Source organism: Nostoc sp., from assembly GCF_036917935.1.
Classification (GTDB): Bacteria; Cyanobacteriota; Cyanobacteriia; order Cyanobacteriales; family Nostocaceae; genus Nostoc.
The window spans coordinates 1-25101 of record NZ_JBALEL010000062.1 but is presented as its reverse complement, the minus strand read 5'-3'; the positions used below and the strand labels follow the sequence as shown (position 1 = coordinate 25101).

Sequence of the window (25101 nt, the reverse complement as noted above, 5' to 3'; positions counted from 1 at the left end):
TAGCAGTAGGTGTTTTTTGACGAAACTTTTAGCAAGTGCTAACTTACCTGTGTAGTCTTGCCTGCAATGCTATACTGATTACCCAACTCGATATCTAGAACTATTTTCTGGAAGTGCGCTCTAAATCTACAATAATGGAGATAAGGTTCGCCCTCACTGCTTATTAAGCTGCTTACCTAATTGTTACCGATTCTACATGTGGGAAAATTGGGTTCACCGGCAGTTCCTCCTAGTTAAAAATCAGAGTCTAATGGCGTAAAATTACCTTTTCGCTAGACAATCAAACACCTGTAGTTTCCACGCCACTTGCTCCACTTGGGGAGACCCCAGACGCTCGCAGACTCGCTAACGCTTTTAGCGTCTCCCCTTCTCCCAAAGGGAGAGGCTAACGCCAAGGAAGAAGACCCTCCGGGTTCGGCAGTCCCCCAGACGCTCGTTCCGACGCTCGTTCCTCGCTAACGCTGCGCTATCGCTACCGCTAGCGCTAACGACGGGAACCGCCATCGCGCTTCGCGTCTTTGCTAACGCCAAGGGAGAAGACGGGGGCTGCCTCACCGCAGTGGCTCCGCTGCATAGCGCTTTTGGGCAGTATGGATTCTCTAAACCCAGCTTCTCAAAAACCCGTCGCGTAATTACCTAGCGGGGCTAAATCTGAAATCAGGCGTGCAATCTGAAGTTTGGTTAGGTGAAGGGACTTGAACGCAGGCGAATTCTGAGAGCATCATGCAGTGAGAAGTTCGTAGACACCCAGAGTTGTCCGTGGGTCGGCTTCTTTGCAAAGGAACTGCGGGAGTAGTTTCCCCCTCTTGCTGGGTCGGGCTTCCTTTCCTTAGAACTTAGGAAGCTTGCTTCAGGGCAATTAGTTTCCAGCTTGTTTCTGTAAGCCGTGAGGGTATACAGAAAAGAACCAGATTAAACAACAAATGATGTTTTGACCAAAGGTCGGTTCACTGCATGGAATTTTCAATCGCTACACTCCTTGCCAATTTCACCGATGATAAATTGGTAGCTCGGAAGGTTTTAGAAAAGAAACTTGGCTGTGAAGATGAAAAAAGTTTACAAAAACTTCACATTGCCTTAGATGTTCTGGAAAAAATCGGTATTTTAGTGAAGGAACGGGGCAAGTACCGCCGTCTTTCAGAAGAGGGAATAATTGAGGCAAAACTCCGTTGTTCTAGTAAGGGCTTTTGCTTTGCTATTCAAGATGTAGAAGGCGCTGAGGATATTTACATCCGCGAAAGTCATCTGAGTAATGCTTGGAATGGCGATCGCGTTTTGGTGAGAGTTCTCAAAGAAGGCAGTCGCCGTCGCTCTCCTGAAGGTGAGGTGAAACTAATTCTCGAACGTTCTAACCACACTTTACTGGCACGAATTAAGCAGGTGGAAACTGGTTTTCGGGCTGTGCCTTTAGATGATCGATTGCTGTTTGAACTCAAGATTCAACCTAACGAAGCAAAGCTGGAAGAAGCGATCGATCACCTGGTTCATGTAGAAGTTTTGCGTTACCCGTTGGCACAATATCCTCCCCTTGGTCGAGTGGTGCAAATCCTCGGTAGCGATGCCGAAGCTGCTGCTGATATAGATTTAGTTACGTGCAAACACGACCTTTCCCGGACTTTTCCTGATAATGTCTTAGATGCAGCCGCCAAGTTACCCAAAAAGCTGCTGAAAGCAGACCTGAAAAATCGCCTAGATTTACGTAATTTGTTTACTCTCACTATTGAAGGGGTAAATGGCGATACCAAAGTTATCGAAAACGCTTTTAGTTTAGAAAAAAACTTAGCCGGAAATTGGCTTTTGGGCGTTCATATCACTGATGTTTCTCATTATGTCCAACCTGATGAACCCCTAGATAGAGAAGCACTCAAACGGGGCAAATCCGTGTATCTGGGAGAATTGGTGTTGCCAATATTACCTACAACGGTGGCAGAACGCTGTTCTTTAGTACCTGGGAGCGATCGCTTAACCATCTCTTTTTTAATTACCATTGATCCCCAATCTGGGCAAGTGCTGGAGTGGGAAATTCAACCCAGTGTAATTAAGGTCGAGACTGCACTGACTACAGAACAAGCTCAAGCAATTCTTACAGGTGAAGCTGAAGATAAATCACCACAGGTTTCCCAAATACTGCAAGATCTCCAAGCCTTGCAAACAGCTGTCAAACAAGTACGTTTGACTCGTGGTAGCCTCCAGTTGAATCTGCCGCCCAGTCAAAACGCCTACTATGATGAGGGGATTCTAGGGACTGTAGCGGTGAATGATTTACCAGTGCGATCGCTACTCACAGAGTTGGTACTGTTAGTTAACCAACTGTTTGCAACTCACTTAAATGCCCTTGGTATTCCCGCCATCTGGAGAGTCCAAGGTACTCCCGATGTTGAAGATGTCCAGGAAATGCTGAAATTGGCAGTCAATTTAGGCGTTGACCTCACACTAGATCCGGAAGTCGATATCCAACCCTTAGATTATCAACATTTGACCACAGCTTTTGCGGAATCTCCCTCGGAGCAAGTTCTTACCTATTTGTTACAAGATACACTTAAGCCATCTGCGTACAGCACCACCAAAGGATCTCACTTTGGTCTGGCATTACCGCAATATGTCCACTTTAGCGCTCCCTTGCGGCGTTACCCAGATTTGCTCATGCAGAGAGTGTATTACACGCTACTCGAAAACGGACGCGATCGCCGCAATACCCGTGTGAGAGAGCGCGTTAACCTGCGCCACTCCTCCAGCCATGAGGAAATTAACTGGAACGTTTTACCCCCAGAATTGCAACAAGAACTGCAAAGCGATTTAACTAGGGTAATTGTCCAAATCAACGACCGAGAAAAAGAAGTCCAAGAAGCTGAAGCCGATTTAGCCGGACTGCAAAAAGCCCAACTGATGAAGCAACGCATCGGTCAGGTATTTCAAGGTGTGATTACCGGGGTTCAATCCTACGGTTTCTTTGTGGAAATTGAAGTGCCAGCCGCCGAGGTGGAGTCCAGCAGTAATCCTGGTGTGCCTTTGCGGGTGGAAGGATTGGTACACGTCAGTTCTCTCAAAGATGATTGGTATGAATATCGCGCCAGACAACAGGCACTTTTTGGTCGCAAAAATCGCGCTTCTTATAGACTAGGCGATCGCGTCGCCGTGCAAGTCAAGAGTGTCGATTACTACCGTCAGCAAATTGATTTGGTAACAGTCGGCAGCGATGGCGTAGCCAAAAATTTAACTGGCAATGATTCCCAGGAGGAGCTTTCAGACCTCTACTTACCAAATGACATTGAGCCTGATGACCTAGACCCTTACTCGGAGGATGAGTAAAATTAAGTAAAACTTCCGTGTCAAATAACACTAAACCTTTAATTTTAGGCGTATCGGGCGCATCTGGTCTGATTTACGCTGTTCGCGCGATCAAATTTTTGCTAGAAGCGGAGTATAGTATTGAATTGGTTGCCTCTAAATCAACTTACATGGTTTGGCAGTCAGAACAGGAAATTCGGATGCCACCAGAACCAACCGGGCAAGAATTATTCTGGCGAGAGCAAGCTGGAGTTCCACTTTCCGGGAAACTCCGCTGTCATCCTTGGAGTGATGTTGGAGCCGGGATTGCCAGTGGTTCCTTTGCCACTCTGGGGATGATGATTATTCCATGCAGCATGAGTACAGTGGCAAAGCTAGCAGTGGGTTTGAGTTCCGATTTACTAGAACGGGCAGCTGATGTCCAACTCAAAGAAGGGCGAAAGCTGGTCATCGTCCCACGTGAAACGCCTTTTAGCCTCATCCACCTACGTAACTTGACCTCTTTAGCAGAAGTTGGAGTTAGAATTGTCCCCGCTATTCCCGCCTGGTATCATAATCCCCAAACCATTGAGGATTTAGTTGATTTTGTAGTTGCCCGTGCTTTAGATCAACTAGATATTGACTGCATCCCAATTCAGCGGTGGCAAGGCCGTCGCTAACGCCCTCAGTGGATTTATTGTAAATTTCACAATAGTCCTAAAAGGGTAATGATAGAGATGGCTGATAGTGTCAGTAGTCAGTAAGCAGTAATTAGCGAAGAATAATCAGACTGATAACTGACCACTGACAACTGACCACTGATAAATGACAACTGACAAAATTGCTATGGCTGTAATTCGCTTAATTCTATTGGTGGCAGTACTGGGAGGACTAACGCTGTTGTTAGTCCAAAATTTCTCACCTGCCCTATCGCTAGTATTTTTGGGCGTGCGAACTCAACCATTACCACTAGCGATATGGATTTTGTTCAGTACTGCCACTGGTGCTTTCACATCTATATTGATTGCTACCTTATTTAACTTATCCAATTATTTTGTGGGAGGACAACGCCAAACTTTTAACAGAGCAACCGCCACTTCAACTCGTGTCAAGGCAACCCGGAGAGCAGAACCGACATCTCGTCCTGCCAGTCCTCCACCACCAGCTAGTAAAAAAGAAGAGCCTAGCAATGAGGTATTTGATGATTGGGAGACAAATAGCAGTGGAGATGATTGGAACTTTGATGAACAGTCAGAGTCAGCGCCTACTCCGAATCCTCAAGCTCAACAGCCTAGAGATTCAACAACTTACGAACGTCAATCAGAAGCCAAAAGCAGTTCTCGGTCTGGTTCAGTTTACTCCTACAGCTACCGCGAGCCAAAAAATACGGCGGCGGGAAAAACGGAATCAATTTACGATGCTGATTACCGGGTAATCATCCCCCCTTATCAGCCGCCGACTACCAATCAAGCTGATGATGATGATTGGGAATTTTTTGAGGATGATGATGATTTTGAGGATGATGGTAAACGCCCCCGTCGGTGAGATGTAGCGGGCTACGTCTCTACTTGATGCCACACCGCTCTCTAGACTCCTGCTTGACCTTACCAGTCATGGCAGCTTCCTGCAAAGTCATGAAAGCATTAAAATCTTCTAAGTCATATCGGGTAGTCAACAGTTGTCGTAGTTGCTCTTCAGCTTCCACTGTCAAATAGCCAGTTGCTAAAGCTTTTTGTACAACGTCACGAATTCGAGTCATAGTTGACACCTCATTCATACTATATTTATTCATTCAGGCTTAATGGGGTGAAATATGCAGTAGTCTTTGTGTCAAAATTTCAACTTTGCAAAGTTTTTTTTAGCGATCGCGGTAAATCAGTCATTATTTACACCTTTATTAGAAACATTTAATTGAGCGGGTCTTGTTATAACTGAACTTTTAGAATAACGACCATGTGCTGTTAAAAACACAGTATTGTGTATACTTAAAATTGCCCACCAGAGTAGAAATCCTGATTATTTAGATAGACAGAAATTGTTTGGATAAAGTTTCAAACAAGCTATGTTAATTTTTTTGTTAAGCATAGCGATCGCTATGCAGCAATTACCAAGTTACTTGAAATTCATCATTTATTATTTATGGTAATTTCACAGAAGAATCGTTAATCTATTGCCTAAGTTACTTTAGATACATTCAGGACGGCAGTTGATTCGTTTTAATTTGTAGAAGTTAAAAATAATTGAAAGTTAGAAAAGTTAGATGTAAATTTGATATCCGCAAAGGGAAAAGGCTTGATATCCGTTTAAAAGAAATTTCTCTGATGTTTACTTTGTGGTTGTATTCCGGCGGAAATTACTAATATCGGTTATCAAAGTCGTAGTAGCAGTACTGTTAGAGTTTATTTTTCTAATGGATTATATAAATAGATAGAATAAATGCTGAGTAATAAGCTAGAGCAGCATAGACATCAGCTAAAGTGATACTGGGATAATGATAAATAATTTCGTCAGGGGAAAGCCCTATCCGTTCGTGCCAAATAACAATATCTTGCACTGTAATTCGGTGTCCAGCAATACGCGGTTTCCCCCCACACACTCAGAGTAATTTCAATGTGTTATGAGATTACTGGTATCTGAGACATTTTATCCAAGAACACTCCTATAAGAAGAAAATTATATTATAAGTTATCGGTTTATTAGCGATCGCTCATCTGTAATTGAGACTGAGGAAGTGCGATCGCTTGAATATGCATATATGAGTCTTGGGTTTATAATTTGAAACTGTGACTCAGAACTCATAATTGGAGCGAAGCAACTGATGAGCAGCTTATTACAAGGAGTCAACCTGTACTTAATTGGTATTATGGGCGTTGGTAAGACGACAGTAGGGCGCTTACTAGCAAAGGAACTAGGTTATGGGTTTGTAGATACCGATGATGTCATTGCTCAAGCAACAGGTAAATCTATCAATCAGTTATTTGCACAAGTTGGTGAAGCAGGGTTTCGCCAGTTAGAAAGCGACGTGCTTTCACAAGTTTGTGCTTTTACAAAGTTGACTATAGCAACTGGTGGGGGCATTGTAATGCGGCGAGAAAATTGGGGTTACTTGCACCACGGTTTGATAGTGTGGCTAGATACGCCAGTGGAGATAATTTACAGCCGTCTAACTGAGGATACCACAAGACCACTGCTGCAAGATGCTGATCCTCAAGGTAAATTGCGATCGCTCCTCGAACAACGAACACCACTTTACTCTCAAGCCGATTTGCACATCACCGAGCGGGAGGGAGATACACCTGAAGGCGTTGCCCAGCGAGTACTTGAGGCAATTCCTAGCGTTCTCAAAACACAAGTTTCTCATTAACAGAAAACTTATAAGTAAGTGGGTCAAATTAAATATAAAACCTCACCCTGCCTCCGGCTTCCCTCTCCGAACTCACGGAGAGGGATTGAGGGTGAGGTTTGATCTTATATTTAATTACTAAGTAAAAATGTTGATTTTGAGAGAAACCCAGTTTCAAGAGGATTTTGTAAATATGACAAATATCTGTACTTTCTAGCGAGATGCAATTTCTGTAGGATGTACAGCAGTTATTTCGGCGTAGCGAGTAAAATCTCTAATATTAAATGTCATAATATGCGTTAGTCCATGTACTAACATTGTTGCGACTAATCTGGCATCATGTACATTAACTCCCATAACTCCGTAGTTAACAACCAATCGACGCCACTGTTCGTAAATATCCGGTATGTCTGGTAAAATCGTAAACACGTCTTCCAAATCTGTTAACGCAGCATCAGTATCAGCAATTGTCATCCCCAAACCATTTCTGTCAGTTGGACGAGTACAGGTGCGCCAATATTCAATTAAGTTTTGTGGTGTTAAATAATAATCTTCTCCTTGCGTTTTTAGTATACTCAGAGCATTTAAAGAATCAGCACGCATTGGATGTTCTAGCTGTGCTAGACGGAGAATAATATTTGTATCAATTAGAAATGCCATGCTTTAATCTTCTTCATAGATACCGCCACGGCTTACACCATAATCCGACAACATCGGAATATTTTTAGGATGACGCTCTGACCACTTTTGCAATTTATTAGTCCATTGTTCTAAATCATTATTCTTTTCTGATGAAGCTAATATTTTAGACGACTTTACACTGATATTTTCATTAATTTCTGTCTTGATTTTTTCTTCTAGCAGCATTTTTTCCTCTAATGTGAGAGATTTGATAATATGTGCTAGTGAGTCTATTAGCTTCACATTCATAATAACTCCTTGTTTCGTTGATATAGCGTTTCCCATTCAGATGCGGTACATCATAGTCCCCTCTCGAAGAGCGGGGAGGGGGTTGGGGGTGGGGTTCTTGTACCTCACTCAACCGAGAACCGCTATAACAAAGATTAGAACATACATTTCTGTTATTATAGACCTGAAGACGTTGCCAAGCGAGTACTTGAGGCAATTCCTAGCGTTCTCAAAACATAAAACCTGTACTGGAGTCAAAGCCTATGCCAGTGCCATCTTGTTCAGTCCAATACCCAAGCTGTGCAGCAATGTTAAAGTTACGGTTGCCCGTATCTGAAAAAGCTGCGGAGATAATGATGACTTACCCACTGGCTGTACGCTCAATTCGTAAATCTCCATTGGCTTGACAAAATTCGTAGAACTGCTCATTTGTCATCTGCACAAGGGAGGGGAAATTTACCGTTAGAGGTGTGCTTTCAGTTTGAATTAGCAGCGTGGTCATTTTCATTCCTTAGCTTCAGCCGAATGATTTCAATTTTAGAGGTTTGAAGGAGCGATCGCTGTTATGTTGCGTCAGATAATGTGGGAATAGTTAATTTGTAGGGTGCGTTACTTCGTTAACGCTGATTTTCTTGCACCGTAAAACAGTTCACCAATAGCAACACTAGGAATAAATATTTCTTCTGCATTTACCAGCTGATTATTTACTCCTATATCATTTGCAAATAAAGCAATAATAATATTAGTGTCAAGTAGATATCTAGCAGTCATCTATATCAACCCGTTCGCAACCTTGTTCAATTGCTTCGCGCATCAACTGAATATCATTTGGCGATATTGTTCCTGCAAAATTTAATAATTGTTTACCTGGAACACCATGAATTTGCGAACCTACTAAAGTTCTGGCAAACTCCAGTACTCGATATTGCAAGTCTTCAGGCATAACTTTTAATTCTTCAATTAGCCGATCGAGAATCGGCGTATCCATATTTATCCTGATAATTTTCGATTCTGGTTGCTAGTCTTTATTTTATGGTAGTAGAATCGCAATTCCTTGTAGGTTGGGTGGAACGGAGTGTAACCCAACATTAAGCAGTTTATTTATAATGTTGAGTAGAATCGCAATTCCTTGTAGGTTGGGTGGAACGGAGTGTAACCCAACATTAAGCAGTTTATTTATAATGTTGAGTTCCGCTAACACGGCACTTAATCTTGTATCTTAAAAGTAGGTTTTCGTGAGTGATACTTATACAAAAAGCTTATTTTGGTCTTGGCAGCTATGAGACATTGTTACAGGTTACAAAGTCTTCTACACTGACTGGAATAGGTTTTAACTCTTAACGGCGGCTCCTCATGACGGACAACGATTCTGAATACATCAGGCAAGATGAAGCCACTCGTGTGCGTGTACTAAGCGAAGCACTACCTTATATTCAACAATTCGCCGGTCGCACTGTTGTTGTCAAATACGGTGGCGCAGCGATGAAAGATAGCACACTCAAAGACAAAGTTATCCGTGACATTGTATTCTTATCCTGTGTGGGCTTGCGTCCAATTGTGGTACACGGTGGTGGCCCAGAAATTAACAGTTGGTTAGATAAGCTGGGCATCGAACCACAATTTAAGAATGGTCTGCGAGTCACTGATGCCGCCACAATGGATGTGGTAGAAATGGTTTTAGTTGGTCGAGTTAACAAAGAAATTGTTGCGCTAATTAATCAAGCTGGTGGATTGGCTGTCGGACTTTGCGGTAAAGACGGTAATCTATTTACAGCCCGTCCCCAAGGTCAAGAAGGCATCGGTTTTGTGGGGGAAGTCAGCAATGTGAATATCAAGATTTTAGACACCCTCGCTAGCAATGGCTATATTCCGGTGGTGTCTAGCGTCGCCGCAGACGAGACAGGGCAAGCTTATAACATTAACGCCGATACTGTAGCTGGAGAAATCGCTGCTGCACTAGGAGCAGAAAAGTTAATTTTACTGACCGACACCAGTGGAATTTTAAAAGATTACAAAGACCAATCTACTTTGATTCCGAAAGTAGATATCCGCGAAGCCCGCGAGTTGATTGCCGATGGTATAGTTAGCGGTGGGATGATTCCCAAAGTGAGTTGTTGTGTGCGATCGCTTGCTCAAGGAGTCCGTGCAGCACACATCATCGATGGTCGCATTCCCCACGCCCTGTTACTAGAAATCTTTACTGATGTTGGGATCGGAACAATGATTCTCGGTTCGCAATTTACATCATAGAGGAAGATGAGAGCAGGAGAGGATGATTTGTAACTGTAATTTTGTGTAAATTAACGTGAGCTTCCCCTGCTCCCCCACTTCCCTACCGGGGATAGGTAATAATAACCCGCGTAGGTGCAAAGCAGCTTGTCGTCAGACATCGCCCGCCGCTAAATGGTGTACGACGCCATGAATTATTGATAATCACCGGATTAACTAGGGTTGAATCGCGAATTATGGGATTAATCAGGGTGGAATTTCTGATGTTTTGCCTTACGTGGGGATAGGAATAATCGCGGTAATGATTGCGTTGTGGCATGAGTCCCGTTGTTGGGTCTACAGGCATAGGCATGGGAATCGGACTACCATAAATAAAGGAACCCACAGAAGGCGAGAGCCTAACTCCATAACCACCATCAATCACGATCGCACGCTGGGCGGTAGCTGGAGCAATGCTTACACCCATCACTGCTAAAGTCATACCTGCGAAGAGCCAATTCAGTTGCGAATGCTTGATTTTCAAGATAATTTTGCTCACCTGCATAAGATACCAAAATTTTTAATCAGAAAATAGTCGCAGCTACTTAGTTAAAATTTTAGAAGTTTATCCACTTTCCGATTGCCAGCTTTTGAAAAGATTCCAAAAAGATTGCTGGCATTGGCAAAATAAAAACAGTGCTAATTTTTGTATAAGACGTGAGTACAGAAAGTTTAGAAATTGCTAAAACCCGCTACCAGACTGGGAAATTTGCCTTTGAAAATGGGCAATACCGCGAAGCTGTAGAAAATTTGGAAAAGGCCAGCGCCCTGTTAGCTCGTAATTCTCGCCTTGGGGGGGAAGTAGAAATTCATCTAGTGACAGCTTATGAAGCGGCTGGACGCACCGATGATGCGATCGCTCTTTGCGAAAGACTCAAACGCCATCCCTATCTTGAAACCAGCAAACAAGCGCGACAGATGCTTTACATCTTAAAAGCACCAAAGCTGAAAAGACCCAGCGAATGGATGACCGAAATCCCCGATTTGGCTGCATTAGCCGATAATGAACTCAAAATTTCTGTAGCTGCTAAGTCTACTAAATCTTCTGTGCAGCAAAAGCCTAAATCTACCGAACCAGAATTAATTGACCTGAGTCAGGTCAATACCAGAGATAATCGCTTTATCTGGGTGGCACTAATTGCCATTGGTTTAACCATCTCGTACTTGGTTTGGTTGAGTTTTTCCGGAACCCCTGGCTGATAACAATTTGGGATTTGGGATTTGGGATTGGGGACTGGGGACTAGGGATTGGGAAGATTTGAATGAAGATTCAGACCCAAACCAAATCTTACTCATATTTTCTTCCCCATTACCCCTTATCCCCAGAGGGGGCCCCACCTGACCCAATCCCCATTCCCAGAGTGACCAAAATGCTGTTCCAGGAATCTCAAACAATACGAAGAAGTCAAGATTAGTTAAAAAGTTTGACTTTTGGGAAAATTTATGGTTTCAACTTCTTCAATTTTCGGAAAGATTTTCTTGTGGTTAATCAGACCATTTAGTTTTGTGTTGGCAAATATGAAATTTCTCTCACCACTGAATGGTCGAAATCGAATCAACCGGGTCTTTCACATCCGAAATCCGATTCTGTGGCTAGTGCTGTTAACATCGCTACTACTATCCGGCTGTGTGAAGTACGATGTGGGGCTTAATTTTGATAATTCAAATAGCGGCGAACTAGTACAGCATATTAAGTTGGGAGAACGGCTAACTAGTTTTAGTGGCGATTCTGTATACGAATGGTTGAATAGCATAGAACGCCGCGCCCGTCAACTTGAGGGTAAAGCACAGCGAGTTTCCCAAGAAGAAATCATCGTCACAATTCCTTTTAGCAGTGGTAGGGAATTGCAAGAGAAATTCAACGAATTCTTTAACTCCCATGCGAATCAACCCTCTGAGTCTGTGCAGAGCGAATCTGACTCAGAACTGCCGAAAATTGAATCAAACGTCCTCTTAGAGCAGAATAATTTTTTACTTTTAGTCCGAAATCGGTTGATTTATGATTTGGATTTGCGATCGCTATCTCTAATTGCCAGTAAAGGTAACGTCCTGGCTAATGCTGGTTCAATTCTCGACTTGGAATTTAGCTTGAAGACTCCTTGGGGAGCCAAAAATATTCAACTAACTGAAACTGCGATAGAGCCAGAAAAAAATGGCAGTCGATTAGTGTGGAAACTCCAGCCTGGTGAGCTAAACCACATAGAAGCTGTTTTCTGGCTTCCCAGTCCCCTTGGTATTGGTGGGTTGTTAATTATCCTGTTTGTCTGGGGAGGATTGTACTTGAGATACAATTTCATGCCAGATCCTAGAATTCAGTTTCCTCCCAAAGCCGCTGCGATTCAGGAACAGTAGACTATTCATCTGTTGAATATTGTTAGCAAAGCCGATGTATTCTCCATCGGCTTTTTTAGACTTTCCGCAGCTTTTTTTGAAGACGTTATTACAACAGGTGGTCAAGTTGTAAAAAGTACAGAAGCGCTGCGGAATGCGGGAGCGATCGCGGACTTCGTAATTTGCCTCATCTGGCGCGGAAGTAAACAAGACAACAGCCTCGAAAAAGCTGGTATTCAAAAACTTCCTCTGTTTGACATGGAAGAACTTTCGGCATGGATGCAACTATCTTGAAGCTTGCAGTTACAATATTTTTGAACAACGACCCGAAAAATACTTAGCTAATCAGGAGATATTTGGTGGTAAACATTCTACATATTGATTCCAGTCCCCGTGGTGAACGCTCGCACTCCAGAGAACTATCTAAGGAATTCGTCAGTGGTTGGAGGGCAGCCCATCTCGAAGATGCGATCGCCTATCGAGATTTAGGGCATCACCCAGTTCCTCACGTTGATGAAGCTTGGGTTGCAGCATCATTTTCACCACCAGAAACCCATACCCCAGAATTAACTGAGGCAATCAGGATTTCTGACGAACTGATTGATGAGTTTTTGGCTGCCGATCGCTACGTTTTTGGAGTGCCAATGTATAACTTTAATATACCTTCAACTTTCAAGGCTTACATAGACCAAATCGTTCGCCCTAACCGGACTTTTGCTATAGATGCTCAAGGCGGTTATAGAGGTTTAGTTGAGGGTAAAAAGGCAGTTGTCATCACATCTCGCGGCGGTGACTTTAGCGCGACATCTCCTGCTGCTGCTTATGACTTCCAAGAACCATACCTGCGGACGATTTTCGGCTTTATTGGGCTTACAGACATTCAATTTATCAACGCTAATAGTATGAATGAAGGTGATGCTGCCCGTACCCAATCTGTATTAGAAGCACGGACAGCAATTCAAGATGCGATCGCCCAGTGGTAGGGGACGCAGGGGGCACGGGAGCAGGGGAACAGAGAAGTTGTATTGTTTGTCCCCAATGCCCAATGCCCGCATCTTCTTATGGTGACAATCGCTCAATTTTCCAAGTGCTATTATCTAAACGGCTATAGAGCAAGCGATCGTGCAGACGGCTAGGGCGTCCTTGCCAAAACTCAATTTCTGTGGGGATCACTCGTAAACCTCCCCAATGAGGCGGTCGAGGAATCTCCTGATTTTCATATTTGCTGTGGAACTCCTGCAAGCGTCGCTCTAGGACTTCTCGGCTTTCTATCACCTCACTTTGATTAGATACCCACGCACCCAGGCGACTATTGGCAGGGCGACTGTCAAAATATTGGTCAGACTCAGTTTCAGAAACTTTCTCCACATACCCGGAAATTCGGACTTGACGTTCCAGTTCTGCCCACCAGAAGACTAAAGTCGCCTGGGGATTTTCTGCCAGTTGTTGTCCTTTGTGACTGTTGTAGTTGGTAAAAAAAGCAAAGCCCCGTTCATCAAAATCCTTGAGTAACACCATTCTGGCTGAGGGCTTACCATCTGGTGTAGCAGTGGCAATGGTCATAGCATTGGGTTCGGGGAGTTGTGCTGCTAGAGCCTGATCGAACCATTTTTGAAATTGGATAAAAGGATTGAGGTCTACTTCTAGTTCGCTCAAACCTTCCAAGGTGTAGTCTTTGCGAAGGTCAGCTACGGTTTTGTCCATTGTGATTTGTTTCCTTGCTATCAGATACGCTTATATATGTCTTTGTTAAAAATATCTATGATGATGATCAGATAATGATCATCGCCATCAGGAATTTTACAAATTCTCTCAAAGAATATATAAAATAGGTTGCATAAGATGCGCCGTTCGGCTTCCCTTCGACGCCTGTTAATTTATGGTCTGAGCGGTCCGATTATCGCTCTCAATGTCTGGCTGCTGTCTGTGCTTTTCCGCTATTTTCAGCATCCCATTACCGTCTTGAGCATTGCAGCGATTCTGGCTTTTCTGCTAAATTACCCGGTTAAGTTCTTTGAACGTGCTCGGATCACCCGCACTCAGGCGGTGATCATAGTTTTACTTGCAACATTAACCCTGCTTGGGATTCTGGGCGTCACCCTAGTGCCGTTGATCATTGACCAAACAATCCAACTGTTAAATAAGATCCCTGATTGGTTAACCGCTAGTCAAGCAAACCTAGAGCAGTTTGAGATGGTGGCAAAGCAACGACGCTTGCCAATTGATCTCAGGGTTGTGAGCAGTCAAATTAATGCCAACATTCAGAATTTAGTGCAACAGCTAGCTTCTGGTGCAGTGGGATTTGCTGGGACACTGCTGTCTGGATTACTTGACGTAGTGTTAGTCATTGTGCTTGCATTTTATATGCTTTTATATGGCGATCGCGTCTGGCATGGTCTAGTCAATCTTTTGCCCTCTAATATTGGAGATCCCCTGACCGCATCCTTGCGCCTAAATTTCCAGAACTTCTTCCTCAGCCAGTTGTTACTAGGACTGTTCATGGTGCTAACCCTGACACCAATTTTCTTGGTGATGAAAGTGCCCTTTGCCTTGTTGTTTGCCATATTAATTGGTATCTCAGAACTCATTCCCTTTATCGGGGCGTCTCTAGGCATTGCTCTGGTGACGATTTTAGTACTACTGCAAAATTGGTGGTTAGCAGTTCAAGTTGCCATAGCGGCAATTGTCATGCAGCAGGTTAAAGATAACCTGTTAGCGCCCAGGTTACTCGGCAACTTTATTGGACTGAATCCTATCTGGATTTTTGTGTCTATTTTGATGGGATTTGAGATTGCTGGCTTGTTAGGGACGCTTGTTGCTGTTCCGATTGCTGGTACTATCAAAGGCACTTTTGATGCGATTAAGAGCGGCAAGCCGAGTGATTTTGTCTCAACTGTCACTATTGCCGATGACTCACCCCCTGATTAAGACAGAAGGTCAAAAAGAGGCAGAGGAGCAGAGGAGTACAGGAGAAGTTGCAGTAAGTTTTTCCCCTCTGCCCCTTTGCACCTCTGCCTCTTGTACCCAATTCCCAATTCCCAATGCCCAAGTGAAAAGTTGCACAATCTAATCTCACAATTCACAATGGTGATTGATTATAAATTTCAGAGGATACTGCCACCAGGCAATTTCTGAATAAAAGAAGCGCAAGCGAATGTATAGAGTACACGCTTTGCCAATAGTCAATTAGTTTAGTGTTGAATTTACAGTCTTTTGATTCTCATTAATTAACTTAGAACCTGTTGATGGAAGCTTCCGAGCTGTTAGAAACAATCACATTTTTGATTTACCAAGCCGAGCAGGGGGAAATTGATCCTTGGGATGTCCAAGTGATTGAGGTGATTGACCGCTATTTAGAACTGATGGCACCGGGGGCAATCACAAGAGGCTATGAAGCGGACTTGTCTCAATCTGGACAGGCATTTTTATCAGCATCAATGCTGGTATTATTCAAAGCTAATACCTTGATGCAATTGTCAACAGTAGGAGATGCACAAGATGGTATAGAAGATGATCCCCTATTGTTAGGTGAAGACGGTGTATCACATCAGGGTCATCGTCTACCATTAGAGAGGCAATTGCGTCGTCGTCCAGCGGCAATGCCGCCACCAAAGCGCCGGGTGACTCTGCAAGAGTTAATCAAGCAATTGCAGATTATGGCAAACCAACTGAAACTGGTAGAAAAAGTCAGCAAACCTATCCGTCCCAGGCGTCAACCTAGCATCCAAAGTATGCGGGACGCACTGGAGTTAGCTCACCAGGAAAATCTGACAGAAGTCGCTAGGGAACTGGAGCAGGTGTTGAATTTATCGGCAAGAGAGCTAAGTTTAGAACAAACTTGGTTGAATTTAGAACAACTTGTAGAGTTGTGGACTAAGACAAAGCTTCTTAACCAAAATGTGTCTGGACATGAGTCTAAACATAGTAACCTAGTTAGCGTTTTCTGGGCGCTACTATTACTCTCGGCTCAATCGAAAGTAGAGCTATTTCAAGAGGAGTTTTATCATGAGATTAAAATTCGCTTAATTAGAGATTCAGCTAATATCGGCAAATCTTTTGAGCACCCAATGAACTAAGAAAACAAAAAGTAGCCGTACAGATAATTTACAGATTTTTGATTCAGCCCCAAAATCCGAGTAAATTGAAAAGATAAGCGATCGCTTGTCATCTAAGTATACCGATGGTTGCAATAACCACTAAATTCCTGTTATCCCTATTTTGAGGGATGACTTAGAGTAGAAATAAAAACTGATGATTAAGTATCACTCGATGAAAGTAAACTGGCTTGTGGTTGAGGAATAAATTTTTATGAAAGCGATGATTCTCGCGGCTGGCAAGGGTACTCGCGTGCGTCCGATTACCTATACAATTCCCAAACCGATGATTCCCATCCTGCAAAAGCCAGTGATGGAGTTCTTGCTAGAACTATTACGCCAACATGGATTTGACCAAATTATGGTCAACGTTAGTCATTTGGCTGAGGAAATAGAAAACTATTTCCGTGATGGTCAGCGGTTTGGGGTGCAGATTGCCTATTCCTTTGAAGGGAAAATTGATGACGAGGGGAAACTGGAGGGGGAAGCAATCGGTTCTGCTGGAGGAATGCGGCGCATCCAAGACTTCTCACCCTTTTTTGATGATACTTTTGTGGTTTTGTGCGGTGATGCTTTGATTGACTTGGATTTAACTGCGGCGGTTAAATGGCATAAAGCCAAAGGGGCGATCGCTACTATTATCACAAAATCTGTCCCCAAGGAAGAAGTTTCTAGCTACGGTGTAGTTGTGACTGACGAAGATGGTCGCGTCAAAGCTTTCCAAGAAAAACCTTCAACTGAAGAAGCCCTCAGCACGAACATCAACACAGGTATTTACATCTTTGAGCCAGAGGTTTTTGATTATATCCCCTCTGGTATCGAGTATGACATTGGTAGCCAATTGTTTCCCAAATTGGTAGAAATCAAAGCTCCCTTCTACGCCATCCCTATGGACTTTGAATGGGTAGATATTGGTAAAGTCCCAGACTATTGGCGGGCGATTCGCGGTGTGCTGCTGGGTGAAATCAAAAATGTCCAAATTCCTGGTCATGAAGTCGCCCCTGGCATCTACACTGGCTTAAATGTTGCCGTAAATTGGGACAAAGTGGATATCACAGGCCCCGTTTATATTGGCGGTATGACGAGAATCGAAGACGGAGCTAAAATTGTCGGCCCAGCGATGATTGGCCCCAATTGTTGGATATGTAGTGGCGCAACAGTAGATAACAGCGTGATTTTTGAATGGTCGCGCCTGGGGCCCGGAGTTCGGTTAGTCGATAAGCTGGTATTTGGACGTTATTGCGTCGATAAAACTGGGGCTGCGATTGATGTTCAAGCGGCTGCTTTAGACTGGCTGATTACCGATGCCCGTCAGACAGTGCCATCACATACCCCTGTTGAGCGACAAGCGATAGAGGAATTGTTGGGGACAAACACAATTTAGGGAATGGGGAGCAAGAATTTTAGATTTTAGATTTTGGATTTTAGATTGAAATTTAATCCAAAATTTAAAATCCAAAATCCAAAATTGAATTGCCCAATCCCCAGTCCCTAACTAACTATTTAAGTACGTATATCTTCTAAGACTCTGCTCGTAGGTTTGCAGCAGTCGCTGAGATTCCGCTAAGGTGATGCGCTTTTCTTCTAATGCTTTCTCACAACGCTGGCGAATGTTTTCCACCATATCTTCGGAGTCATACTGCACATAGCTCACCACTTCGCTCATGGTGTCACCTTTGACAACGTGTTCAATCTGGTAGCCTTTGGGCGTCAATTGGATGTGAACGGCGTTGGTGTCGCCAAATAGGTTGTGCAAATTGCCCATGATTTCCTGGTAAGCTCCATTCAAGAACATCCCCAAATAATAGGGTTCTCCAGGCTTGTAGGTGTGCAACTCTAAAACCGATTTGACATCACGCAGGTCAATAAAACGATCGATTTTACCATCACTGTCGCAGGTGAGGTCTGCTAAAATTCCCCGCCGCGTTGGTTCTTCATCCAAGCGGTGGATTGGCATGATCGGGAATAGCTGGTCGATCGCCCAGCAATCTGGTGCCGATTGAAACACAGACATATTAACGTAATAGATGGAAGCCATGATTTTTTCTAGGTCTTCCAGTTCATCGGGTACGTATTCTTGCTGTCTGGTAATATCCAGAATTTTCTGACAACAAGCCCAGTAGAGCCGTTCGGCCTTGGCTCGTTCTCTGAGGCGTAAAATTCCTAAGTTGAAGCGGCTGATGGCTTCTTCTTTGAATTGGGCAGCGTCGTGGTACAACTCTTGGTAATTCTCTTGGTTGATGGATTGGTAGCTTTCCCAAAGATAATTAATAATTGGGGATTCTCCCTCTTGTGGAGGTTCTGGTGCGTCGAGGGGGACATCGCTAGTACTGAGAACATCAAAAATCAGCAGCGACTGATGGGAAGCGAGCGCTCGTCCACTTTCACTAATCAGTGTTGGTACGGGAATCTGCCGTTCAGCACAGGTATCTTTTAACTCTGCCACGATGTCGTTGGCATAGTTCTGCATGTTGTAATTTTTCGATGCATAGAAGTTGGTTTGGGAGCCGTCATAATCTACGCCCAAGCCGCCACCAACATCAAGGTATTTCATATCCGCCCCCAGCATCGACAATTCCACATAAATGCGGCTGGCTTCTTGGATGGCATCTTTGATCACATTGATGGCAGAAATTTGTGAGCCGATGTGGAAGTGCATCAACTGCAAAGAATCGAGCAGGTTAGCTTCTCGTAACTTGTCAACAGCCTCGATTACTTCAGGCATTGTCAAACCAAATTTAGCGCGATCGCCACTAGAGGCTCCCCAACGTCCCATGCCTTGGGTACTGAGTTTAGCACGAACACCTAATATCGGCTTAATACCTAACTGGCGATTGGCATCAATCACCAAATCAACCTCTTCAATCTGTTCTAAAACGATGACTGGTGTTTGCCCTAGTCTTTGGGCTAACATTGCCGTTTCGATGTATTCTCGGTCTTTGTAGCCGTTGCAAATTAACAATGCTCCTGGTGTATCCAAGACAGCCAGAGCAATCATTAATTCTGGCTTGGAACCAGCTTCTAAACCAAATTGATGGGGCTTGCCAAATTTGACTAAATCTTCAATCAAATGCCGCTCTTGATTGCACTTTACGGGAAACACGCCACGGTAGACACCAGGGTAGTTGTAGCGGGCGATCGCTTTATTAAAACAGGCGTTCAAGCGCTCAATCCGGTCTTCCAAAATATCGGAAAAGCGAATCAACATCGGAAGTCCCAAGTTGCGATCTTTCATGGCGTTGACCAATTCAAACAAGTCTAGAGATCCCCCGCGATCGCCCTTGGGTGCAACGGTGACGTGACCAGCAGCGCTAATGGAAAAATAAGGTTGTCCCCAACCTTCAATCCTGTATAACGCTTCGCTATCCTCAATTTTCCAGGAGCGAGGTAAATCTCCTGTGGTAGGACTAGGTGGTAAGAGTTTTTTTTGCTTATGATTTTTCACTTCTAATTTTTGTCCATTGGACGGTAGTACCACCTCGTCAGATGTAGCAGTTGAATCAACACCCATTTCTTCCTGACCTCTGTTTTTCACCCACAAATTACCAATTTAGCGCATTCATTTGAGAACGTATATGCACCCAAAGATAATTTCTGAGATAAACTCTGATTGGTCATTAGTCATTGGTCATTAGTCATTAGTCATTAGTCCAAAACCTCTGGACAAAGGACAAATGACTAGATAAAAACTTTATTAAGCTTTGGGAAACAGCAATGGAACGTACATTCTTAGCAATTAAGCCTGACGGAGTACAACGGGGATTAGTGGGGGAAATTATCCGTCGCTTTGAAACTAAAGGTTTTACCCTAGTTGGTTTAAAGTTCCTGAAAGTCAGTCGGGAATTGGCTGAACAACACTATGATGTTCACCGAGAACGTCCCTTTTTTGGTGGTTTAGTCGAATTTATCACTTCTAGCCCAGTGGTGGCGATGGTATGGGAAGGTGATGGCGTTATTGCATCTGCCAGAAAGATTATTGGTGCGACAAACCCCTTAACAGCAGAGCCAGGAACGATTCGCGGTGATTTTGGTTTGAATATTGGTCGCAACTTGATCCACGGTTCTGATGCTCCAGAAACCGCGCAAGGGGAAATAGCCCTGTGGTTTAAGGATGAAGAATTGGTAAGTTGGCAACCACACTTAACGCCTTGGTTGCACGAGTAAGACAGTAGGGAGTGGGGAAGGTGGGGTCCCCTCTGGGGATAAGGGGTAATGGGGAGAGCAAATGAACAATTATTATTCTTCCTCATCTCCCTCATCTTCCTCTTCTTAGAGGATCTTTGAAAAGTCCTCTTATCGGTATCAAAAGTTTTAGATCCCCCTAAATCCCCCGATAAATTGGGGGACTTTGAGAGAGGTTGCCCCCCTTTTTAAGGGGGGTTAGGGGGGATCAACAAGTGCCTAAAATCACAGCCAAAGACTTTTCAAACAACCTCTTAGGAACGTGGATTAAATAAAATGCAAAACTTCAATCCTCACCCTCGATCCCTCTCCTTTATAAGGAGAGGGATTGAGGGTGAGGTAAGATGGGGACATAAATTGTATGTTATTTAATTTTTATATCATGTCCGCCAGATTACCCATAATAAAACAACCCCACCCCCAGCCCCTCCCCGCAAGCGAGGAGGGGAGACAGAGCATAGCTTTGGCGGGGTGGGGAACTCCTGAGTTTAATAAGTAATCAAGCGGACATGATATTATTCCTTACTTCGAGACTTCGCTCTTTTCCGGTTCTACTTGGGGTAATTGGGTGCCAATACGCTTGGAAAATCCCCAGCCTAAAATTAGGAAGATCGCAGGAATCATGATCCATTCTGGTGGAACTAAATCATCGTTCACCACTTTTAACAACAGGCGCAAGCCCACTAAGGCTACAGTTACATAGCCTGCATCCTCTAGGTTTTCAAATTCGTCTAGCCAACGGATAAACAATCCCGCCATAAATCGCAGCGTAATAATACCAACTGTTGCACCCGTCAGCACCAACCATTTTTCTTGAGAAACTGCGATCGCAGTTGTCACGCTATCCAAAGAAAATGCCAAATCTGTAAATGCAATCACGGGTATCGCTTGCAACAACGAATTAAAACGCGGCTCGTGATGTCCATCATCTTCACTCTCTTGAGAGCTAAAGTGTTGAAATACTAACCACAACAGGTAAGCAGCGCCCAATAATTCAAATTGCCAGAATTGTTGCACCCAGGTGGCGGTAAGAATTAGGGTGATTCGCAGTATATATGCAACGACTAAACCAAAGTTGAGGGCCTTACGCTCAAGTTCTTTGTCTTCCAGCCCTTGAGCGATCGCAGCCAGGGCGATCGCATTGTCGGCAGATAACACCGCCTCTAAAAATATCAGGATCAGCAGAACTATTGGGGCTTCAAGGCTGACATGAAAGTTGAGGTAATCAAAAATTTGGTCTAGCATTCCAGGTTTCTCAAGCAGAAAAAATTAAAATTTGACAAGAACAGAGGTTTTCATGTTAAAAAGCGCAATAAATTGCTACTCTAATCCAGCTTAACGTGGTTGTGGTGGATTTTGAAGAGGGCTGAATGGATGCGATCGCCGTACATCTGGGGTGTATTGTGTGTTATTCAATACGCCAAAAGTTTTAATATTTAGTGAATGCGATCGCAATGGACTGCTGTCAGTTCGCATCTAGAATTAGAATATGAGAACAAAAATATGGTAATAATTCATGAATATTTCCTTAACAACCCAGCTTGAGCAGTTTATTCAAAGTCAGGTTGCAAGTGGGAAGTACACCTCATCAGAAGAAGTGATTCTTGCAGGTATTAGGCTGTTGGAAGAACGGGAACGTATTTATAAAGGTCGGTTTGAGGAACTGCAAAGGGAAATTATGATTGGGGTTGAGCAACTTGATAGCGGAGAACGACTCGACGGTAGAGAAGTAATCGAGCAACTGCGTCAAAAGAACCAAGCTTTGAGAAAGGCTCAGGCGCAATAATGAGTTTATATTTTTTATCGCCCCAAGCTGCCCAAGACTTACAAGAAATTAACGATTACCTATTTGCTGGTAATCCAGATGTTGCAGATAGATTGCTCACACTCATCACTCAAAAGTTGGATACTTTAGCACAGTTTCCCAGTATGGGACGTAGACGGGATGAACTTTTACCTGCGCTGCGTAGCTTTCCAGTTGATGATTATTTGATATTTTATCGGTCAATTGCAGAGGGGATTGAAGTTGTGCGGGTAGTGAGTGGCTATCGTGATTTAGAGACGCTGTTTTTAGATGATGATTCAAGGTAATAATTTTCAGTCTATTAAAAAACAAATCTTGTTACAGTAGTCTTTAGCTTCCCGTTCTAGACGTTCAATTTCTCTTTTCCACGGCTCAAGCTTGTTTTCTCGCTTTTGTAATTTATCTGCTGTCGGGTTTCTGGAAGGCTGGGTATTTGGATTAGGCAGAATTCCATGATTATTAAGCCAAGTGGGGGAAAATTCCTGCCAAAGATAAAGATGATCGTGTCTATCGCCACCTAGACAACGAATCCGCTTGACTGAAAGAGTGGATTCACCAAAAAGGATTTGCTCATTTCTGGAATTTTTCGGAAACAGGCGCGTCTCACTACCTCCTCCACGAAAGAATTCGACTACAAACCACTCACCAAAATCGAATATACAGACTTCTGTTAGGTCGCTACCATCATCCTCTAGTAGATCAACATCATCTTGAATTTGATACCCGATGGCAATTTGTGATGTTTTAGGTAACAAGATGCGAAGCCGTTCAAAGCGGTTACTGTAATTAGCCCAAAAGTCTCTGCGTCTACGTAGCTGATTTGACTCGAAGTCTTGTAAATCCAGCCTATTCAATATAAGATTTACCAACTTTTGGAAGTCACCATAATTGATACCTCCAATCCACTCTCTAAGTTTTTGCCTTGCTGGATCTAAAAGTTTATACCACTTTTCACCATTTCTATAGTTATTTCGCAACCAATCAACCAGTAAAGAATGATTGGTTGCTATATTATTGGAAACATTAGTGAGTAAATAACTAACAGCTTTTATTTGCTGAGTATCTGACATTTCATCTAAACATATTAACAGCCATTGTACCTGCTGATGATTTGGAGAAGTAATTGTAGAGAAATAGGGAGTTATATCTTCTATGAATTGGCTAAACAATGGAATATAAGCAGGTAAAACGTCTCGGATGTTGTTTAGCAATCCAGTTCGATTAACACGTTTTTCGCAAGCAATTTTCGCTAATTCTCTACCTGCTTGTGTACTGCGAAGCGCCCGAATAATTTGAACTGGTAGCCCCAGACTTTTGCTATATCCACGCTGCACCCCTCTTGTTTCTCTTGGTTATATCTTTTTGAATTGCTCTAATTCTTTATCTGCAAGAACTTCTTCAGCTATCCGCATTGGGAGATGTTCTGCATACAGGCGGTTTCCTATAGGTTCCCGGAGACGTAAGCTATAAACTGGCTCACCTTCTGCCTTTTTGTCCTCAATTAGATAAACCTGTTCTGGTGCATAGCTTCGCAATAAACGCACCTGCAAACAGGTTTTTAAATCCCGTGAAGAAGTAGATAGGGGTGAATCATGCCCAAATAATTCACAAGCGACTTTCCAAGCGTGGTTAACCGCCACAATTTCTTCAACCAATTTCTCCACCGACGGGTACAAAAGTTCCGCAGTTTCACTAATCAATGCTTTTGACCTACTTGTCTGAGCTTCAATAGGTCTATAGTTCCCAAAATGAAAATTTATTTAACTTTTCTTGATAAAGCTATAAAGATTTAGAGCCTCAGCAGGCTGAAGCTTTAGCTAAAGCAGTTGGTTATCTTCCCCTGGCATTCTTTTGTTGCAGTTGCTCATCGTTAAACTATAGCGGTTCTCACTTCAGTGCAATACAGTCTAAACCTCACCCCGTATTTGAGTAAACCTCACCCCCAACCCTCTCCTTGCTAAGGAGAGGGTTGGGGGTGAGGTTTAAAAATGTACTTCATCCAAACGAGAACCGCTATATTTAAGCTAGGGTTGTAGCAAGATCCACGAAGTGGTAAAGAGTGAAACCTAACAAAGCCCTGAAAATGTTGGGTTACATTCCTCAACCCAACCTACACCAAAGTGATTTTTTAGCCAAAACCTACACAGTATTGCCTCATGTCCCCCTGCTTCCTGCTTTCTATGCAGTTTTAGCATTCTCGTTTAATGCTTGCTCTGTAACATTTTTCAAGCGGCTCGACTTGATTTTGCGGATGCGATCGCTATTACGAACACCGCCCGCCATCTCATATTCGCGGCTGTCTTTGCCGTATTTGATCGCAACTACCATCAGCATCTTCTCAGAAAGCTGACTCAAATTTTTTTCCATCTCTTCAATTTCAGTTTTAGAAGAGTCAACCACAGACAGAGCAGTATTATAAACATCGAGTTTATTTCGTAACAGATCAATTGACTCAATCATTTTTTCCAGACTATAATATTCATCAAATTTGATGTTTGGAACAATCGATTTCAGTCCAGAGGATCTTAACTGAGCTTTTTCTAAAATGCGGGATGTACGTTTTTGACGAGACATAAAATTACTCCTTTAAAATGCTGCTATAGCTAGTTTGCCTCAATTAAACCGCATTCCGGTTCAGCAAAACTCGCAATTTTGTCTGATAAAAGTTTCAGGTTATATCGGTAATTGTTCGGTATCTAATCAGTAATGTAAGAACGCACGAGTTAGACCGCTCCGGTCACGAGCCACACCGCTCCGGTCACGAGCCACACCGCTCCGGTCACGAGTCACACCGCTCCGGTCACGAGTCACACCGCTCCGGTCACGAGTCACACCGCTCCGGTCACGAGTCACACCGCTCCGGTCACGAGTCACACCGCTCCGGTCACGAGTCACACCGCTCC

30 protein-coding genes and 2 pseudogenes are annotated in these 25101 nt (G+C 43.5%); 16 read left to right on the top strand and 16 right to left on the bottom strand.

Translation table 11 applies throughout. The annotated features are described in order from the left end of the window. Positions 1 to 954 precede the first annotated feature (954 nt). The 3 genes from V7K62_RS26750 to V7K62_RS26740 all read left to right on the top strand — a co-directional run bounded on the left by V7K62_RS26750 (position 955) and on the right by V7K62_RS26740 (position 4812). On the top strand, positions 955 to 3309 hold the full coding sequence (locus V7K62_RS26750; protein WP_334869480.1) for a ribonuclease R family protein: 2355 nt from the start codon (positions 955 to 957) through the stop codon (positions 3307 to 3309). 17 nt (positions 3310 to 3326) lie between these two features. Then, complete coding sequence (locus V7K62_RS26745) at positions 3327 to 3947, top strand: flavin prenyltransferase UbiX (RefSeq protein WP_334869478.1); 621 nt, start codon at positions 3327 to 3329, stop codon at positions 3945 to 3947. A 166-nt stretch (positions 3948 to 4113) separates the two neighbouring features. Continuing rightward, entirely contained in the window at positions 4114 to 4812 is a 699-nt protein-coding gene (locus V7K62_RS26740) for a LapA family protein (protein ID WP_334869844.1), read from the top strand. Positions 4813 to 4831: 19 nt separating this feature from the next. On the opposite strand, the gene V7K62_RS26735 is transcribed toward V7K62_RS26740, so the two are convergent. Beyond that, positions 4832 to 5026, bottom strand: a complete 195-nt coding sequence (locus V7K62_RS26735) for a hypothetical protein (protein ID WP_334869476.1) — start codon at positions 5024 to 5026, stop codon at positions 4832 to 4834. Positions 5027 to 5511: 485 nt separating this feature from the next. On the opposite strand from V7K62_RS26735, the pseudogene V7K62_RS26730 reads away from it, so the two are divergent. Beyond that, positions 5512 to 5691, top strand: a pseudogene (locus V7K62_RS26730) (NB-ARC domain-containing protein); the annotation flags it as partial. On the opposite strand, the gene V7K62_RS26725 reads toward V7K62_RS26730, so the two are convergent. Then, positions 5675 to 5821, bottom strand: a complete 147-nt coding sequence (locus V7K62_RS26725) for a DUF433 domain-containing protein (RefSeq protein ID WP_334869474.1) — start codon at positions 5819 to 5821, stop codon at positions 5675 to 5677. The pseudogene V7K62_RS26730 and the gene V7K62_RS26725 overlap by 17 nt on opposite strands. Before the next feature lie 264 nt (positions 5822 to 6085). On the opposite strand from V7K62_RS26725, the gene V7K62_RS26720 reads away from it, so the two are divergent. Further along, entirely contained in the window at positions 6086 to 6631 is a 546-nt protein-coding gene (locus V7K62_RS26720; RefSeq protein WP_334869471.1) for a shikimate kinase, read from the top strand. Positions 6632 to 6823: 192 nt separating this feature from the next. On the opposite strand, the gene V7K62_RS26715 is transcribed toward V7K62_RS26720, so the two are convergent. The 5 genes and pseudogenes from V7K62_RS26715 to V7K62_RS26695 all read right to left on the bottom strand — a co-directional run bounded on the left by V7K62_RS26715 (position 6824) and on the right by V7K62_RS26695 (position 8507). After that, positions 6824 to 7270, bottom strand: coding sequence for a type II toxin-antitoxin system VapC family toxin (locus tag V7K62_RS26715; protein ID WP_334869469.1), 447 nt, complete (start codon positions 7268 to 7270; stop codon positions 6824 to 6826). Between the two features lie 3 nt (positions 7271 to 7273). After that, positions 7274 to 7540, bottom strand: a complete 267-nt coding sequence (locus tag V7K62_RS26710) for a hypothetical protein (RefSeq protein ID WP_334869467.1) — start codon at positions 7538 to 7540, stop codon at positions 7274 to 7276. Between the two features lie 217 nt (positions 7541 to 7757). Continuing rightward, positions 7758 to 8021, bottom strand: a pseudogene (locus V7K62_RS26705) (Uma2 family endonuclease); the annotation flags it as partial. Between the two features lie 107 nt (positions 8022 to 8128). Further along, the gene (locus V7K62_RS26700; RefSeq protein WP_334869465.1) at positions 8129 to 8290 is read right to left on the bottom strand and encodes a PIN domain-containing protein; all 162 of its coding nucleotides are present in this window, start codon (positions 8288 to 8290) and stop codon (positions 8129 to 8131) included. Beyond that, positions 8280 to 8507 carry a hypothetical protein gene (locus tag V7K62_RS26695; protein WP_334869463.1) on the bottom strand — a complete coding sequence of 76 codons (228 nt, stop codon included), beginning with the start codon at positions 8505 to 8507 and terminating at the stop codon, positions 8280 to 8282. The genes V7K62_RS26700 and V7K62_RS26695 overlap by 11 nt, the downstream gene beginning before the upstream one ends. 365 nt (positions 8508 to 8872) lie before the next feature. Here V7K62_RS26695 and argB point away from each other — a divergent pair, with 365 nt between their 5' ends. Then, positions 8873 to 9769 carry an acetylglutamate kinase gene (gene argB / locus V7K62_RS26690; RefSeq protein WP_334869462.1) on the top strand — a complete coding sequence of 299 codons (897 nt, stop codon included), beginning with the start codon at positions 8873 to 8875 and terminating at the stop codon, positions 9767 to 9769. A gap of 82 nt (positions 9770 to 9851) precedes the next feature. Here the strand turns inward: argB and V7K62_RS26685 are convergent, their stop codons facing one another. Then, positions 9852 to 10271 carry a hypothetical protein gene (locus tag V7K62_RS26685; RefSeq protein ID WP_334869460.1) on the bottom strand — a complete coding sequence of 140 codons (420 nt, stop codon included), beginning with the start codon at positions 10269 to 10271 and terminating at the stop codon, positions 9852 to 9854. 173 nt (positions 10272 to 10444) lie between these two features. Between V7K62_RS26685 and V7K62_RS26680 the strand changes: the two genes are divergently transcribed. The 4 genes from V7K62_RS26680 to V7K62_RS26665 all read left to right on the top strand — a co-directional run bounded on the left by V7K62_RS26680 (position 10445) and on the right by V7K62_RS26665 (position 13101). Next, positions 10445 to 10987 carry a tetratricopeptide repeat protein gene (locus V7K62_RS26680; protein WP_334869458.1) on the top strand — a complete coding sequence of 181 codons (543 nt, stop codon included), beginning with the start codon at positions 10445 to 10447 and terminating at the stop codon, positions 10985 to 10987. Between the two features lie 243 nt (positions 10988 to 11230). Then, a complete protein-coding gene (locus tag V7K62_RS26675) occupies positions 11231 to 12139 on the top strand; it encodes a DUF3153 domain-containing protein (protein WP_334869456.1) in 909 nt (302 codons plus the stop codon). A 12-nt stretch (positions 12140 to 12151) separates the two neighbouring features. Then, positions 12152 to 12412 carry a hypothetical protein gene (locus V7K62_RS26670; RefSeq protein WP_334869454.1) on the top strand — a complete coding sequence of 87 codons (261 nt, stop codon included), beginning with the start codon at positions 12152 to 12154 and terminating at the stop codon, positions 12410 to 12412. A 65-nt stretch (positions 12413 to 12477) separates the two neighbouring features. Then, a complete protein-coding gene (locus V7K62_RS26665; protein ID WP_334869452.1) occupies positions 12478 to 13101 on the top strand; it encodes an FMN-dependent NADH-azoreductase in 624 nt (207 codons plus the stop codon). Between the two features lie 76 nt (positions 13102 to 13177). On the opposite strand, the gene pdxH is transcribed toward V7K62_RS26665, so the two are convergent. After that, entirely contained in the window at positions 13178 to 13822 is a 645-nt protein-coding gene (gene pdxH, locus V7K62_RS26660; protein WP_334869449.1) for a pyridoxamine 5'-phosphate oxidase, read from the bottom strand. Between the two features lie 138 nt (positions 13823 to 13960). Between pdxH and V7K62_RS26655 the strand changes: the two genes are divergently transcribed. The 3 genes from V7K62_RS26655 (at position 13961) to V7K62_RS26645 (ending at position 17596) form a co-directional block, all read left to right on the top strand. Continuing rightward, on the top strand, positions 13961 to 15046 hold the full coding sequence (locus tag V7K62_RS26655) for an AI-2E family transporter (protein WP_334869447.1): 1086 nt from the start codon (positions 13961 to 13963) through the stop codon (positions 15044 to 15046). A gap of 317 nt (positions 15047 to 15363) precedes the next feature. Next, positions 15364 to 16194, top strand: coding sequence for a ScpA family protein (locus V7K62_RS26650; RefSeq protein ID WP_334869445.1), 831 nt, complete (start codon positions 15364 to 15366; stop codon positions 16192 to 16194). Between the two features lie 232 nt (positions 16195 to 16426). Continuing rightward, positions 16427 to 17596 (top strand): NDP-sugar synthase, encoded by a 1170-nt coding sequence (locus V7K62_RS26645; protein ID WP_334869443.1) that lies wholly within the window; start codon positions 16427 to 16429, stop codon positions 17594 to 17596. Between the two features lie 111 nt (positions 17597 to 17707). Here the strand turns inward: V7K62_RS26645 and speA are convergent, their stop codons facing one another. Beyond that, a complete protein-coding gene (gene speA, locus V7K62_RS26640) occupies positions 17708 to 19723 on the bottom strand; it encodes a biosynthetic arginine decarboxylase (protein ID WP_334869842.1) in 2016 nt (671 codons plus the stop codon). A 203-nt stretch (positions 19724 to 19926) separates the two neighbouring features. Between speA and ndk the strand changes: the two genes are divergently transcribed. After that, on the top strand, positions 19927 to 20376 hold the full coding sequence (gene ndk, locus V7K62_RS26635) for a nucleoside-diphosphate kinase (RefSeq protein ID WP_334869442.1): 450 nt from the start codon (positions 19927 to 19929) through the stop codon (positions 20374 to 20376). A 540-nt stretch (positions 20377 to 20916) separates the two neighbouring features. On the opposite strand, the gene V7K62_RS26630 is transcribed toward ndk, so the two are convergent. Together V7K62_RS26630 and V7K62_RS26625 are read right to left on the bottom strand one after the other, a co-directional pair. Then, positions 20917 to 21639: a TerC family protein gene (locus V7K62_RS26630; protein WP_334869440.1), complete on the bottom strand. Its 723-nt coding sequence runs from the start codon at positions 21637 to 21639 to the stop codon at positions 20917 to 20919. A gap of 90 nt (positions 21640 to 21729) precedes the next feature. Next, a complete protein-coding gene (locus tag V7K62_RS26625; protein ID WP_334869438.1) occupies positions 21730 to 21870 on the bottom strand; it encodes a hypothetical protein in 141 nt (46 codons plus the stop codon). Between the two features lie 40 nt (positions 21871 to 21910). On the opposite strand from V7K62_RS26625, the gene V7K62_RS26620 reads away from it, so the two are divergent. Then, the gene (locus V7K62_RS26620; RefSeq protein WP_334869436.1) at positions 21911 to 22180 is read left to right on the top strand and encodes a type II toxin-antitoxin system ParD family antitoxin; all 270 of its coding nucleotides are present in this window, start codon (positions 21911 to 21913) and stop codon (positions 22178 to 22180) included. Next, complete coding sequence (locus V7K62_RS26615) at positions 22180 to 22485, top strand: type II toxin-antitoxin system RelE/ParE family toxin (RefSeq protein WP_334869434.1); 306 nt, start codon at positions 22180 to 22182, stop codon at positions 22483 to 22485. Before V7K62_RS26620 ends, V7K62_RS26615 begins: the two co-directional genes overlap by 1 nt. Before the next feature lie 6 nt (positions 22486 to 22491). Here V7K62_RS26615 and V7K62_RS26610 read toward each other — a convergent pair whose 3' ends face one another. The 4 genes from V7K62_RS26610 to V7K62_RS26595 all read right to left on the bottom strand — a co-directional run. Further along, positions 22492 to 23532 (bottom strand): EH signature domain-containing protein, encoded by a 1041-nt coding sequence (locus tag V7K62_RS26610; protein ID WP_334869432.1) that lies wholly within the window; start codon positions 23530 to 23532, stop codon positions 22492 to 22494. A gap of 18 nt (positions 23533 to 23550) precedes the next feature. After that, positions 23551 to 23898, bottom strand: a complete 348-nt coding sequence (locus tag V7K62_RS26605) for a hypothetical protein (protein ID WP_334869430.1) — start codon at positions 23896 to 23898, stop codon at positions 23551 to 23553. A gap of 478 nt (positions 23899 to 24376) precedes the next feature. Continuing rightward, positions 24377 to 24772 (bottom strand): hypothetical protein, encoded by a 396-nt coding sequence (locus V7K62_RS26600; protein ID WP_334869428.1) that lies wholly within the window; start codon positions 24770 to 24772, stop codon positions 24377 to 24379. A gap of 126 nt (positions 24773 to 24898) precedes the next feature. Then, positions 24899 to 25101 (bottom strand): hypothetical protein (locus tag V7K62_RS26595; RefSeq protein WP_334869426.1); only part of this gene is annotated, 203 nt, incomplete at its 5' end.